At 68.4% G+C, this 12,024-nt stretch carries 13 protein-coding genes and 1 pseudogene; 12 read left to right on the top strand and 2 right to left on the bottom strand.

All coding sequences use genetic code 11. The features are described from left to right. Positions 1-243: 243 nt before the first annotated feature. Together ACIRF9_RS19250 and ACIRF9_RS19245 are read left to right on the top strand one after the other, a co-directional pair. Positions 244-1,521, top strand: coding sequence for an MFS transporter (locus tag ACIRF9_RS19250; RefSeq protein ID WP_403823176.1), 1,278 nt, complete (start codon positions 244-246; stop codon positions 1,519-1,521). Between the two features lie 85 nt (positions 1,522-1,606). After that, positions 1,607-2,356, top strand: a complete 750-nt coding sequence (locus ACIRF9_RS19245; RefSeq protein WP_403823173.1) for an EthD domain-containing protein — start codon at positions 1,607-1,609, stop codon at positions 2,354-2,356. 782 nt (positions 2,357-3,138) lie between these two features. On the opposite strand, the gene ACIRF9_RS19240 is transcribed toward ACIRF9_RS19245, so the two are convergent. Continuing rightward, positions 3,139-3,642 (bottom strand): MarR family winged helix-turn-helix transcriptional regulator, encoded by a 504-nt coding sequence (locus ACIRF9_RS19240; protein WP_403823171.1) that lies wholly within the window; start codon positions 3,640-3,642, stop codon positions 3,139-3,141. A 139-nt stretch (positions 3,643-3,781) separates the two neighbouring features. Between ACIRF9_RS19240 and ACIRF9_RS19235 the strand changes: the two genes are divergently transcribed. The 3 genes from ACIRF9_RS19235 to ACIRF9_RS19225 all read left to right on the top strand — a co-directional run bounded on the left by ACIRF9_RS19235 (position 3,782) and on the right by ACIRF9_RS19225 (position 6,378). Continuing rightward, the gene (locus ACIRF9_RS19235) at positions 3,782-4,534 is read left to right on the top strand and encodes an SDR family NAD(P)-dependent oxidoreductase (RefSeq protein ID WP_403823168.1); all 753 of its coding nucleotides are present in this window, start codon (positions 3,782-3,784) and stop codon (positions 4,532-4,534) included. Between the two features lie 11 nt (positions 4,535-4,545). Beyond that, complete coding sequence (locus ACIRF9_RS19230; protein ID WP_403823165.1) at positions 4,546-5,454, top strand: NAD-dependent epimerase/dehydratase family protein; 909 nt, start codon at positions 4,546-4,548, stop codon at positions 5,452-5,454. A gap of 66 nt (positions 5,455-5,520) precedes the next feature. Next, the gene (locus ACIRF9_RS19225) at positions 5,521-6,378 is read left to right on the top strand and encodes an alpha/beta fold hydrolase (protein WP_403823162.1); all 858 of its coding nucleotides are present in this window, start codon (positions 5,521-5,523) and stop codon (positions 6,376-6,378) included. A gap of 66 nt (positions 6,379-6,444) precedes the next feature. Here the strand turns inward: ACIRF9_RS19225 and ACIRF9_RS19220 are convergent, their stop codons facing one another. Further along, positions 6,445-6,816 carry a MerR family transcriptional regulator gene (locus ACIRF9_RS19220; protein ID WP_403823159.1) on the bottom strand — a complete coding sequence of 124 codons (372 nt, stop codon included), beginning with the start codon at positions 6,814-6,816 and terminating at the stop codon, positions 6,445-6,447. A 119-nt stretch (positions 6,817-6,935) separates the two neighbouring features. Here ACIRF9_RS19220 and ACIRF9_RS19215 point away from each other — a divergent pair, with 119 nt between their 5' ends. The 7 genes and pseudogenes from ACIRF9_RS19215 to ACIRF9_RS19185 all read left to right on the top strand — a co-directional run bounded on the left by ACIRF9_RS19215 (position 6,936) and on the right by ACIRF9_RS19185 (position 11,847). Continuing rightward, on the top strand, positions 6,936-8,009 hold the full coding sequence (locus ACIRF9_RS19215; protein WP_403823156.1) for an alkene reductase: 1,074 nt from the start codon (positions 6,936-6,938) through the stop codon (positions 8,007-8,009). 26 nt (positions 8,010-8,035) lie between these two features. After that, positions 8,036-8,374: a putative quinol monooxygenase gene (locus tag ACIRF9_RS19210; RefSeq protein ID WP_403823153.1), complete on the top strand. Its 339-nt coding sequence runs from the start codon at positions 8,036-8,038 to the stop codon at positions 8,372-8,374. Positions 8,375-8,392: 18 nt separating this feature from the next. Next, positions 8,393-8,758, top strand: coding sequence for an SDR family oxidoreductase (locus tag ACIRF9_RS19205; RefSeq protein ID WP_278195739.1), 366 nt, complete (start codon positions 8,393-8,395; stop codon positions 8,756-8,758). 118 nt (positions 8,759-8,876) lie between these two features. Then, a complete protein-coding gene (locus ACIRF9_RS19200; RefSeq protein WP_403823148.1) occupies positions 8,877-9,785 on the top strand; it encodes an STM4015 family protein in 909 nt (302 codons plus the stop codon). Positions 9,786-10,464: 679 nt separating this feature from the next. Then, positions 10,465-10,869 carry a hypothetical protein gene (locus ACIRF9_RS19195; RefSeq protein WP_403823145.1) on the top strand — a complete coding sequence of 135 codons (405 nt, stop codon included), beginning with the start codon at positions 10,465-10,467 and terminating at the stop codon, positions 10,867-10,869. A gap of 99 nt (positions 10,870-10,968) precedes the next feature. Beyond that, positions 10,969-11,116 (top strand): annotated as a pseudogene (locus ACIRF9_RS19190) (metalloenzyme domain-containing protein); the annotation flags it as partial. 257 nt (positions 11,117-11,373) lie between these two features. Next, positions 11,374-11,847, top strand: a complete 474-nt coding sequence (locus tag ACIRF9_RS19185; protein WP_242762064.1) for an SRPBCC family protein — start codon at positions 11,374-11,376, stop codon at positions 11,845-11,847. Positions 11,848-12,024 lie beyond the last annotated feature (177 nt).

Raw genomic sequence — 12,024 nt, 5'->3', positions numbered from 1 at the left:
CCCGATATCGATCAGCAGGGGGCTAGGCATGACCTGGTCGGTAGCCCATAGTCGTCTCAACCCGGCGCCGGAGCCGCACCACCCACCGTCGCCGGGACCGCGCGGGAGCCCGACGAGCCGGCCCTTCGCGACGCCATGGCAGTCATCGGCGCGTATCACTCACCGACCCTGCCCGGGACGCCGGGGCGGCCTCACCGAGACGGCCGCCCCCGTCCCCTCCCTACACGCCAGGTGGAGTTTCGCATGCCTGCACCCATGCCCCCGTCCCCCTCCCCCGCCGCCGTCGAGGACGCCCCCGCCGTCGCGACCACGTCCGGGGCAGGCCATCGGCTTCGCATCACCCTGCTGATGGCCGGCAGCTGTCTGCCCATCCTGGGCGCCGTGCTCATCGCCCCGGTCCTGCCGCAGATGCGCGACCACTTCGCCGATGTGCCGGGCGTGGACGCGCTGGTGCCGATGGCCCTGACCGTCCCCGCCCTGTCCCTGGCACTGCTGGCCCCCTTCGCCGGCGTGATCGTCGACCGGATCGGCCGCAAACGCCTGCTCGTCGTCGCCACCGTGATCTACGCCTTCCTCGGCACCGCTCCGCTGTGGCTGGACTCCCTGGGCGCGATCGTCGCCAGCCGCGCCCTCGTCGGTGTCGCCGAAGCCGCCATCATGACCTGCTGCACGACCCTGATCGGCGACTACTACTCCGGCCGGCAACGCGACCGCTGCCTCGCCCTGCAGACGATGTGCGCGTCGATCTCCGCGACGGCCTTCTTCGTCCTGGGCGGCGCGGTCGGCTCAGCCGGCTGGCGGGCCCCGTTCTGGGCCTACGCCGTGAGCCTCCTGCTCGCCCCCGCCATGGCCGCCTTCCTGCCCAAGCCCGGACCCACCACCCCCGTGAACGCGCCCTCCCCCACCGCCGGGGAGCCGGTCAAGCGGCCGTTCCCCTGGCGGCCGCTGGCCGGGACATGCGCGCTGACCGTCTTCGGAGCCGTCCTCTTCTACACCCTCCAGGTCGAGATGTCCTTCCTCCTCGACGACATGGGCATCACCGACCCCGCCGTGATCGGACTGGCCACCGCCGTCTCCAGCGCCGCGATCGTGATCGGCGCCGTCGTCTTCACCAAGGCCGGCCGGAGTCCGCAAGTCTGGATGCCCACGGTGTTCGGCCTGTGCGCCCTCGGCTTCGCGGTGGTCTGGCTCGCCCCCAACCCCGTCATCCTGACCACCGGGGCCGTGATCACCGGCCTCGGCAGCGGGATCATGCTGCCGAGCCTGCTCACCCTGGCCATGTCGAAGCTCGACTACGCCGACCGCGGACGCGGCACCGGCCTGTGGACGGGCTCCTTCTTCGTCGGCCAGTTCATCAGCCCGCTCGTGGCACTCGCGCTCAGCTCCGCCGTCGGCGGCCTGGCGGGCGCGATGGGCGTGCTCGCCCTCGCCGGGGCGGTCGCCGCCGCCGTACTCGGTGCCGCCGCCCGGCGACGCCGCACGAGCACCGCGCCGGAACCGACCGAGCAAACGGCCCTCTGACACACCACGCCACACACGGACACACCGTGATCGGCATCGAGGGCAGACCCCGCGATGCCGATCGCACCAGTTCCAAGGAGAGAAGATGCTGAACCTGATCGCCGCCATCCGCCGCAAGCCGGGAATGACACACCAGGCATACCTGCACTACCTCCAGCACGTGCACGGCTCTCTGGCCGCCGCGAATCCTCTCCGGATCAGCCGCTACATCCAGAACCACGTCTTCGACTCGTCGTTCGGCACCGAGGAAGACCCTGCCTACCTGACCGAGTTCGGCCGGGACTCCGTAACCGAACTGCACTTCGAGGACATGGAGGCGCTGGCCGCCACGATGTCCGACCCGTACTCGCGCGAGGTCATCGGCCCCGACGGCGCCAACTTCAACGACCTGCCCAGCGCACTGGCCCTGCTGACCCGCCCCGTGGTACTCGTACCACCGCCCACGTCCAGCGAGGACGACGGCCCCGTGAAGGTTCTCCACTTCCTGCGCATGCCGGAGGGACCGGGCCCGGACGACTTCGACAAGCGGTGGCGCGCCGCCCATGAGGCGGCCCTGGCCGAACAGGAATCACACGCCAAGGCGTTGCGCGGCTGTGTCCAGTACCGGCAGGCGCACGGGGCCGAGAAGGCACTGCGCCACTTCGGCGGCGGGGGCGAACCCGCGTACGCAGGGATCACCACCCTCTACTACGACTCCCCGGACGAGGCGCTGACCCACTTCCCATCGTACGAGCGGGCCCTGCGTCAACATTCCGCCGAGAACGACGACTGCTACGACTCGTCCCGTTCCTTCGCCCTCTACAGCCGCGAAGTGATTATCTTCCAGCAGAGCTGAATCCAGGACAGCCGACGGCAGACATTGCCTACCCGTCCCGTAGCAATGCTGCTGGTGCGTTTGCCCTGATGAGCATCCCTCGGCGTGCGGGAAGCACTGATCAGATGGCCAGAACGGGTTGACGGGGTTTCAAGTCATCGTCGTCCGAGTCTCCGAAACAGACCCCCATCGGTCGCGATCATCGTCAAATCGGTGACCCACAGCCGGTTCGGTGCACTCGCGGTGAAGTCGCGGCGCGACAGGGGGAACTCGTAGAACATGTAGACGCTGTTCGGCACGCGCTTCACTGTCGATGCCTCCCGCGCCAGGCTTGACCCGGCGGTGCAACCGGTCGGCGAACTGGTTCCTTCAGGTCGAACGCACGCACTTGCAGCGTGTTCGGCGAGTGCTGCCGGTCGGTGCACAGTGCGAGTTGGTCGTCCACCATCTCGACGGCCCTCCCAGCCCCGTCCACGACTGTGTGCGTAACGGCTGTCACGGACAACGGTCCCTACCAACTGTCAGCCACAAGGACGCATCGGTGGTGATGCGGTACACCGAGCAGGCGAAAACAGCGTGCGGTCGCCGCTGCCCGAGCGGCCGGCTTCCCACGCTGACCCGCATACAAAAGCCAGGCGCCAGGTCCTCCTCCTGTGGGTCGCGCGGCCGAAGACCATCGGCATGCGCAACGTGGAAGTTCCGTTGGGCCGGGAGTGCAGCCGGTCGGCCGACGTGCGGGGCATGGCGAAGATGTCGGTCCCTTGGGTCGACGTCACCGGCTCGCAATGCGTGGAGCCTGCTTCTCAACAGTCGGCTTCTTCAGGGGCGATCGACTCCCGCTGGGCGGTCCGCGCGACGCGGGAGAGAAGGGTGCGCAGGTCTTCGGCGTCTTCGTCGCTCAGATCGGCGAGGAGACGCGCTTCGGCGGCGGACAGGCCCTGTCGTACCTGCTTGAGCCGGGCGCGTCCGGCGTCGGTGAGAAGGACCTGACGTGCACGTCGGTCACGAGGATCGGGCCTTCGAGTGATGAGCCCCTGTGCTTCGAGGTCGTCGAGCAGGTAGGTCATCACGGTGCGGTCCAGGCTGACCTCCTTGGCGAGAGCGAGCTGTGAGGGCGGCTCGCCGCCGGCCAGGGCGACCAGTACGAGGTAGCCGCGCGGCCCCCCGGGCAGCTGGGAGACGGATTCGGTGGCGACACGGCTGAACGCGGCGGAGACCATGCGGATCGCCCAGCCCAGATCGGTCTCCAGCGCCAGGTCCTCGGTCTTGCCGCGCCGCTTGTCGTTTTCGGAAGTCGGTGCGCTCACCCGTCCAATGTAGCACCTAAGAGCTACCCAGCAGATGTTCTTGTGGACAGAACATCTGTTGTGCATAGTTGATGGAGCAGGGGCGCTGCGCGTGTGGTCCGCACGCTGACGCGTCATGACAACGGCACGAGGGATTGCAATGAACATCAGCACTGCCTTGCAGAGCAGCACCGCACTGGTGACCGGAGCGACGTCGGGCATCGGCAAGGCCATCGCACACAGCCTGGCCCGGCAGGGCGTCGAGGTCGTGGCGCACGGGCGTGACCGAGGTCGCGGCGAGGCTCTGGTGAAGGAGATCGCAGCCGAAGGCGGCACCGCCCGGTTCATCGCCGCCGATCTCACCGATGCCGAGGACACGCTGCGGCTGGCTTCGCGCGCCGGCGACGTGGACATTCTGGTGAGCAACGCGGGCCTGTACGAGTTCGCGCCGACCTCCGCGACGAATGCCGCGAGTTTCGACCGGCAGGTCGCGGTCAACACGCGGGCCCCGTTCCTGCTGGTCGGTGCGCTGGCGCCCGGCATGGTCCAGCGCGGACGGGGATCGATCGTGCTGATCGGGTCGAGTGCGGCGCGTGTGCCCGCTCCCATCGGAGCGGCCTACGGTGCCTCCAAGGCCGGGGTGGAGGTCCTCACCCGCTACTGGGCCACCGAGTTCGGGCCTTCCGGTGTGCGTGTCAACTCGGTGTCTCCCGGCCCGGTGCGTACAGAGGGCACCTCGGCGATGCTCGGTGAGCACATCGCGGCTCTGGACAAGACCAACGCGCGCGGACGGGCGGGCGAACCGAGCGAGATCGCCGACATCGTCTCGTTCCTGGTCGGCCCGGCCAGCAGCTACGTCAACGGCTCCATCCTGTTCGCCGACGGCGGCGAGCTCAGCACTCTGCCCAGCTGAGGCATGGAGTCGTGAACGTCTTCGTCATCGGTGCCACAGGCTTCGTCGGTGGCACCCTCGCACGCCACCTGGCGGCCCGCGGCCACCTGGTCACAGGCCTGGCCCGCACCGAGTCCGCCGACATCGCGCTCGCCGCCGATGGAATCACCCCTGTCGCCGCAGACCTGGATTCCCGGCGCTCGGCCACGATCGACGCGGCCCTGCGGGCCGATGCCGTCCTCTACGCAGCCCAAGCCGACCCGGCACTCGAGACAGCGACGGTCGACAGGCTCACCCGCGCCCTGGCGGGAACGGGCAAGACGTTGGTCTTCCTCTCCGGGAGCGGTGTACTGCTACAGCGCACCGCGGGCGCGTGGAGCCAGGACAGTTTCGCCGAGCACGACCCTTTCGTCGTCGAACCCTTGGCGGTCTCCCGCAAGGCCGCCGAGGACACCATCCTGGCCGCCGCGTCCGGCGGGCTGCGGGCCATGGTCGTCCGCCCCGGTGTCATCTGGGGCCCGGGCGACCACGGTCACGTGCCGATGATCTACCAGTCGGTCGCCGCGACCGGCGCGGCCTGTTACGTCGGGCCGGGGCTGAACACCTACAGCCACGTCCACATCGACGACGTGATCCGCCTGTTCACCCTCGCTCTGGAAGCAGGACGCGCGGGAGGGCTGTACCACGCCGTGGCCGGGGAAGCGCCCAATCGCTGGATCGCGGAGAGGGTCGCAAGCGATCTCGGCTGCGACATCCGCAGCGTCACACCGCAGGAGGCGGCCTTGGTGTGGGGCGAGTTCGGGGCCCTCATCATGGCGGCCTCCAGCCGACTGCGTGCGGTGCGCGCGCAGCAGGAACTGGGCTGGCGCCCCGAGCACACCGACATGCTGACCACGATCGGTGCGGCAAGCCTGCGGGAACTCGCCGCCCACAGCACGTGACGGACACCGCACTTCTCAGGCCCAGCGCATCACTCACCTTCACTCGTACACGGAAAGAAGGCGTTCATGAGCACGTTCGACTGGGTTCCGGAGAGCTTCGAGATCCGCCGGATCTCGACCAACGGCACCCATCTCTCCGTCGCTGTCGGCGGCACGGGCCCGGTTCTGGTTCTGCTCCACGGTTGGCCGCAGACCTCACGCGCCTGGGCACGCGTCATGCCGGACCTCGCCAAGCGGCACACCGTGGTGGTACCCGACCTGCGGGGCACCGGAGCCAGCGATCGCCCCGAGACCGGTTACACAAAGACCAACCAGGCACGTGACATGCGGGGCATCCTCAAAGAGCTCGACCGCTCCGGTCCAGTAGCTGTGGCCGGTCACGACATCGGCGCGATGGTCGCCCTGGCATGGGCAGCCGCCTACCCCGACGACATCGACCGGCTCATCCTGGTCGATGCGCTTCTGCCGGGGCTCGGCCTGGAGGAGGCGATGAACGTCGCCGAGGGCGGCATGTGGCACTTCGGCTTCTTCATGACCCCCCACATCCCGGAGACGCTCTTCGACGGGCACGAACTGGAGTTCATCACAGCCACCTTCACCGCCTTGTCCAACCCCGGCACCTTCAGCCCCGACGACCTCGTCGCGTACGCGGACTCGTATACCGGACGGGACCGGCTTCGCGGCGGCTTCGAGCACTACCGCACGCTCTTTGAGGACGGCCGGGAGAACCGTGCTCTGCTGGCCGACCGCCCACTGCCCATGCCCGTCCTGACCGTCGGCAGCGCCCACTCCGGCACAGCCGCCGCCGAAGCGCTGAGCTCTCACACGAAAAGCCTGCACAGCGAGGTCTCGTCAACGGGGCACTTCATCGCCGAGGAGGATCCGCGCTGGTTCACGAAGGTCACTACCGACTTCCTCGCCTGAGTAACTTCTCGACACTCCCGGTGCTTTTGTGCGGCAGTACGGCACCGCACAAAAGCACCGAACAGCTCATGCGGCGGTCCGGCGGCCGTCACGGTCGGCCCGGGCCGCAGCGATCAGGCCGTCGAGCGAATCACGAGTGCGCAGCAGCTCCTTGATGTGGGTGGAGAGCCTGTCGCGCTCCTGGGCCATGCGTTCCAGCGCGGAGTCGGAGTTCTCATCGCTGGGCGCGTCGCGGCACGGCATCAGTTCCATGATGGTGCGGCTGGACAGTCCGGCCACGTACAGGCGCTGGATGAAGTCGACCCGATCGATGTCGTCCTCCGTGTAATGCCGCTGCCCGCCGCCGCTGCGGGTGCTGACGAGCAGTCCCTGCTCCTCGTAGTAGCGCAGTGAACGGACACTCACTCCGGTGCGCGCCGCGAGTTCGCCGATCCGCATCTCACCCTCCCGACTGTGACCTGGGTCCCAGGGCTTGCATCTCACATTGATGTCAGGTTTTAGCGTACTGGTCGGGCCCACTTCCCCCGGGTCTTCGACGCATATTTAGGAGTTCCTGCATGACCACGCTGTTCGACCGCCACCGCCTCGGCGGTCTGGAGCTGCCCAACCGAATCGTGATGGCCCCGATGTCCCGGGTCCGGGCCGCGGCCGGGGGTCTCGCCACCCCGTCCATGGCGGCCTACTACGCCCAGCGGGCCAGCGCCGGACTGATCGTCACCGAGGGGGTGCAGCCCAACCTGGTCGGACAGTCCAACCCTGGCACCCCGGGGCTCCACACCGATGAACAGGTGGCCTCCTGGCAGTCCGTCACCGACGCCGTGCACACCAACGGCGGGCGCGTCTTCGCCCAGGTCATGCACGGCGGCCGGGTCTCGCATCCCGACACCACCGGGCTGCAGCCGGTCGGGCCCTCCGCTATCGCCGCCGTGGGCGAGGTGTTCACCCCGACGGGGCCGCAGCCCGCGCCGGTCCCCCGTGCCCTGGAACTCTCCGAGGTGCCCGAGCAGGCCCGTTCGTACGCCGATGCCGCCCGGCGCGCCGTCGACGCGGGCTTCGACGGCGTCGAACTGCACGGCGCGAACGGCTACTTGATCTCACAGTTCCTGTCGTCTAACGCCAACCTCCGCACCGACTCCTACGGTGGCCCGATCGCCCACCGCATCCGCTTCGCCATCGAAGCGGTCGCCGCCACGGTGGACGCCGTGGGCGCGGCACGCACCGCGATCAGGCTCTCCCCCGGCGGCACTTTCTGGGGCATCGAGGAGAAAGAGGTGCCAGAGTTGTACGGAGCCCTGCTCGCAGAACTCGCCCGCTTCGACCTCGCCTACGTGCACCTGACGGCAACAGCCGCAGAGGAGGTGCTGGTCGGACTGCGCCGCGCCTGGCCGGGCAGCCTCGTCGTGAACCCGGTGATGCCGATGGGCCCGAAGCAGACCGACCGGGCCGCCGCCGACCACTGGCTCGGTCTGGGCGCCGACCTCATCAGCTTCGGCCGCGCCTTCCTCGCCAACCCCGACCTGGTGGAACGGCTCCGCACCGGCCTGCCCCTCGCGCCCGCCGACCCGGACACCTTCTACCAGGGCGGTGACACGGGCTATCTCACCTACCCCGCCTACCAGCACACCGCCTGACCCGACACGAAGGACAAGGAAGAACGATGAGTTCGCCAAACAAGACCCAGGATGACGCCCGTACGACCGTCATCATCGCCGGCCGGGTCCACGTCCCCGCCGAGGACGTGGAGACGTTCATAGCCGAGGCACGGGCGACGTCGTACCCGCTCGCCGCGGCGAACCCGGGAAACGTGATGATCTCGTTCTGCGTGGAGGACGCGGCGACCGGCACCGTGACGGTGCTCGAACAGTGGGCCTCCCAGGAGGCCCTCGATCGGCACGTGGCCACACCGGAAATCACGGCGCTCCTCACCAAGTGGGGCCCGCGCATACGCAACGAGGTGCGCAGGTTCGACGCCGACGAGACGAACCCCCGGGCCTGAAACGAGCTCGATCCGGCCATGGCCGAGCGTGGCCGGGGCCATTGTGAACGTGGGGAGCCCGAGCATGTCGATGGCCACTGCCGGCACCGCCGCCTTCCAGGCATCAAAGGCGGCGTCGTCCATGATGACCAAGTCGTGGACCGCGGAGTACGGTCCCCAGGCGTCCGGATCAACTCCGTCGATCCCGGCTTCATCCTCACCCCGGTGAACGAAGGCATCCGTGACATGTTCGAGACCTACCTCGCCTCGCTGCCCGCCGGACGTGGCGGAGACGCCGAAGAGGTCGCCAACGTGATCCGGCTCCTGGTGTCACCCCAGGCGTCGTACGTCAACGGAGCAACACTGACCGTGGACGGCGGGAAGGACGCAGTTGTTGTCATGTGAAGAGCCGGGTGGGGGAACCGACCAATAGGTGCCCGTGTTCGCGCGGTTCTTCCCCTGCACCGTAGCCTCCGAGTGAACACCCCTCACTGACAAAGAAGTTGAATGAAATGAGCAACCCATGTTCTTCGAGGACGTGACTGTTTTCGCTGGGTACTACTTCGACTGGAATGACGTCGACGAGTCCGGCGAGGCAGTTCGCCTGCGCAGACACTGGGAAAACGACGCCCCGTTCTCCGAGATATGGCAGGAGTTCAAGGAAACCTTCGACCTCGGCACGGTCGAGGCTCTGGTCATCAGCGACTGGTGGTCCTACGGAGACCAGTACGAAGAGAGCCTGTATCTGGAGCCCGTGCTCGGGCTCCTGACGGACGACGCGTCACAGATGACTAGCCTGCGCGCCCTCTTCATCGGTGAACGGGAGCGGCCGTCCCTGGGCTACATGGCCGATGTCACGCCCGTCCTGGAGGCGTTCCCCCAGCTGGAGTACCTTACCGTCCGTGGCAACTTCGGCGTGGCGCTGAGACCCGTACGGCACGACAAGGTGCGTGATCTCAGGTTCGAGTCGGGCGGGCTGCCGAAGGTAGTCGTCCAAGGGATCGCGGGCAGCGAACTACCCGCCCTGGAACACCTGGAGGTCTGGCTGGGTGCCGAGGAATGGGGCGCGGGTACGACCCTCGACGACCTCGAGCCGCTGCTCGCCGGCGGTCGCTTCCCGGCCCTGCGCCATCTGGGCATCCGGAATAGCGAATTCCAGGACGAGATCGCCGCCGCCGTCGCCAGAGCCCCCGTGGTGGCCCGGCTCGACTCTCTCAGCCTCTCCCATGGCACGCTCTCCGACGCGGGCGCCGACGCCCTGCTCGACGGGCAGTCGCTAACTCATCTGTCCCGGCTCGACCTCCAGCACAACTATCTGACTGCGGAGGCCGTGCGCCGGGTCCGCGAGGCATTGGAACCGAACGGGGTCGAGGTCGACCTGTCCTCAACGATGGGCCCGGACCAGGAGCGCTCCGTCGCCATCTCCGAATAGGCCGCCACGGCCGCTGCGCGAGCAGGTTCTCGCGCGGCGGCCGGGGCGAGCCCCCGCTTGGGGGTTGTCGGCGATCCGGAACCCCGTCGGGTGACGATGTTCTCCGCCGCTGCATGGGAGGCCGGACCGCCCGTGTTCCGGCTGCCGGCCTGGCGTGATGTGCCCCGCGACCGTGCGCGGTTCGAGCCCGGCAAGACCGTACGGATCGACTCGCCGGGTAACGACGAGGAGGTGGAGCGACTCCGGCAACCCCACGCGAGTAGAGCGTGGGGGCCGCTCGTACGCACGGTTCACCGGCGCCGTACGAGATGTCGCGGCCGACGCGCGGGAGGCGGGCGCCCCCTGCTGGACGATCCGGCCGAACTCGCCGAGACGATCGACAAGCGGCTGTGCCATGGCGTGCTGAGCACGGCCGGGGCCGCGAACCCGCCATCGCTCCCTCGGGTCCCGACGCCCTACGGGTCGATGGCTGAGACGACGTACGAGCGGCGCTGCTCTCCTACAAGGGAGTGCGGCGCGTGTTCGTGAAACTCGCGCACGGCTCGCCGGCCTCCGGCCTGCTTGCCACCACGGCGGCTGGTCCCAGCTTGTTCCGTGCGGTCACCTCCGTTGGCTCACGCCGGAGGGCAAGCTCTTCAACTGCCTGCGAGTGCGCGGATGCTCCAGGGAGACGGACATCGTGGCGATCGTCGACGCCCTCGCTCTGGACGGGCTTCACATCGAGCGTCGGCTGCCCAACGCGGCACGCTCCGGCCGCTCCGCCGACCAGCGGGTCGTCGTGGTCGGCGGCCGGGCCACTCATGCCGTTGTCCGCGCGAGCCGATCCCGGATGGCCAGCCTCCACCTCGGTGGCGTACCCGATGATCTGGCCGCAGCCCGGGCCGCCACCGCGGCGACGGGGGCGGATTGGGCCGGTGATGTGCCGGTCCTCGCCGAGCAGGCCGCCGCCTGCATTCCCTGGACGCTGTGCGTGGGTGTCGATCTGCTTCCCACCACCGGGGGGCGACGGTTCGCGGTCGGTGAGGTCAACTCCTTCGGTGATCTGCTGCTGCGGCTGACCGGCCTTGACGGCAACAACGCCTAGGGGAGACACGTACACCGCCCAAGGTTGCGGCCGTGACCCACGGCACCGCAAATCAAGAGGTGCCCCGCGGTACCGCTGGCTGAGTCAAAGACGAACCAGATGGTTGGCAGTCACGATCTGCTGCTCGTCACCCTGGACACTCTGCGCCACGATGTGGCGGCCAAGCTCGCGGCCGAGGGCCGGATCCTGACCCCTCCATATGCCGAGCGGTGTCCGGGACGAGCGGCAGGCTCCGGGCAGCTCCACCCAATCCGGTCCGCACACCGGAACGGCAGCAGCGCCCCGGCGAGTTCACTCAACCGACGTTGCTCTCGCCCTCAGTCATCACAGTTCGGCGGCGAGCGAGAGCTGTGCGGCAGCAGGCCTTGGTCCGTGACGCATTCGACCAGCGACGGCGCGGGCACGCACTCGGTAATCGGCCAGTGCGGGCGCCGGCCCGTGGCTCTGTAGTAGCAATCAGGCATTCCCTTTCCGAGGGTGTGACCAATTCAGTAGGCTCCGATCATGAGCCGCTGGGTGGAGTCAGTCGAACGCCGCATCGCCGCCCCCGTCGACCGGATCTACGCGTTGGTCGGCGACCCCGCACGCCACAAGGACTTCGACGGCTCAGGCAGTTTGGTCAAGGCGTTCGACATCAGCTCGCCGGTCCGGCCGCTCAGTCGCGGCGACTGGTTCAGCATGGACATGGACCTCCGTGGCAAGTACGCCATGACGAGCACTGTCGTCGAAGCCGTGCCCGGTGAGCGGTTCGCCTGGCAGGCTCGGCCGCACAAGGACTGCGCCAAATGGCGCTTCATGTTCGGCGGCCGGATCTGGCGCTATGAGTTCGAGCCGGATGGCGACACCACCCTGGTTCGCGAGAGTTGGGATCTGAGCGAAGAGCCGCTGCGTGGGTTCGTCGTCCTCGGCCGCCGGCCGGCACGTGAGGCCATGCGCCGCAGCCTCGATCGCATCGCTGCGTTGACCGAATCAGAATGAGCCGCCCCCACGACAGCGACACCTGCTTTGTGCTCCGCAGCACGCTTCCATCTCGCGACGTCATGGAGAACCGGCGCACCTGCAGGACAGGCGACCAATTCGTGCCGGCTGCGGCTGTTCCCCTCTCCCCGCCCCCTCCACGAACGATCCCGCACGAGGCGACGCCTTCTTCATTCA

The organism is Streptomyces sp. NPDC096132 (assembly GCF_044763345.1).
Classification (GTDB): Bacteria; Actinomycetota; Actinomycetes; order Streptomycetales; family Streptomycetaceae; genus Streptomyces.
This window is presented reverse-complemented; position numbering and strand designations above follow the sequence as displayed.

What these genes read in the sequence shown, in the direction of transcription:
- ACIRF9_RS19250 (WP_403823176.1), top strand. Translation starts at nt 244, where the DNA reads ATGCCTGCACCCATGCCCCCGTCCCCCTCCCCCGCCGCCGTCGAGGAC.
- ACIRF9_RS19245 (WP_403823173.1), top strand. Translation starts at nt 1,607, where the DNA reads ATGCTGAACCTGATCGCCGCCATCCGCCGCAAGCCGGGAATGACACAC.
- ACIRF9_RS19235 (WP_403823168.1), top strand. Translation starts at nt 3,782, where the DNA reads ATGAACATCAGCACTGCCTTGCAGAGCAGCACCGCACTGGTGACCGGA.
- ACIRF9_RS19225 (WP_403823162.1), top strand. Translation starts at nt 5,521, where the DNA reads ATGAGCACGTTCGACTGGGTTCCGGAGAGCTTCGAGATCCGCCGGATC.
- ACIRF9_RS19220 (WP_403823159.1), bottom strand. Translation starts at nt 6,816, where the DNA reads ATGCGGATCGGCGAACTCGCGGCGCGCACCGGAGTGAGTGTCCGTTCA.
- ACIRF9_RS19215 (WP_403823156.1), top strand. Translation starts at nt 6,936, where the DNA reads ATGACCACGCTGTTCGACCGCCACCGCCTCGGCGGTCTGGAGCTGCCC.
- ACIRF9_RS19210 (WP_403823153.1), top strand. Translation starts at nt 8,036, where the DNA reads ATGAGTTCGCCAAACAAGACCCAGGATGACGCCCGTACGACCGTCATC.
- ACIRF9_RS19205 (WP_278195739.1), top strand. Translation starts at nt 8,393, where the DNA reads ATGGCCGAGCGTGGCCGGGGCCATTGTGAACGTGGGGAGCCCGAGCAT.
- ACIRF9_RS19200 (WP_403823148.1), top strand. Translation starts at nt 8,877, where the DNA reads ATGTTCTTCGAGGACGTGACTGTTTTCGCTGGGTACTACTTCGACTGG.
- ACIRF9_RS19185 (WP_242762064.1), top strand. Translation starts at nt 11,374, where the DNA reads ATGAGCCGCTGGGTGGAGTCAGTCGAACGCCGCATCGCCGCCCCCGTC.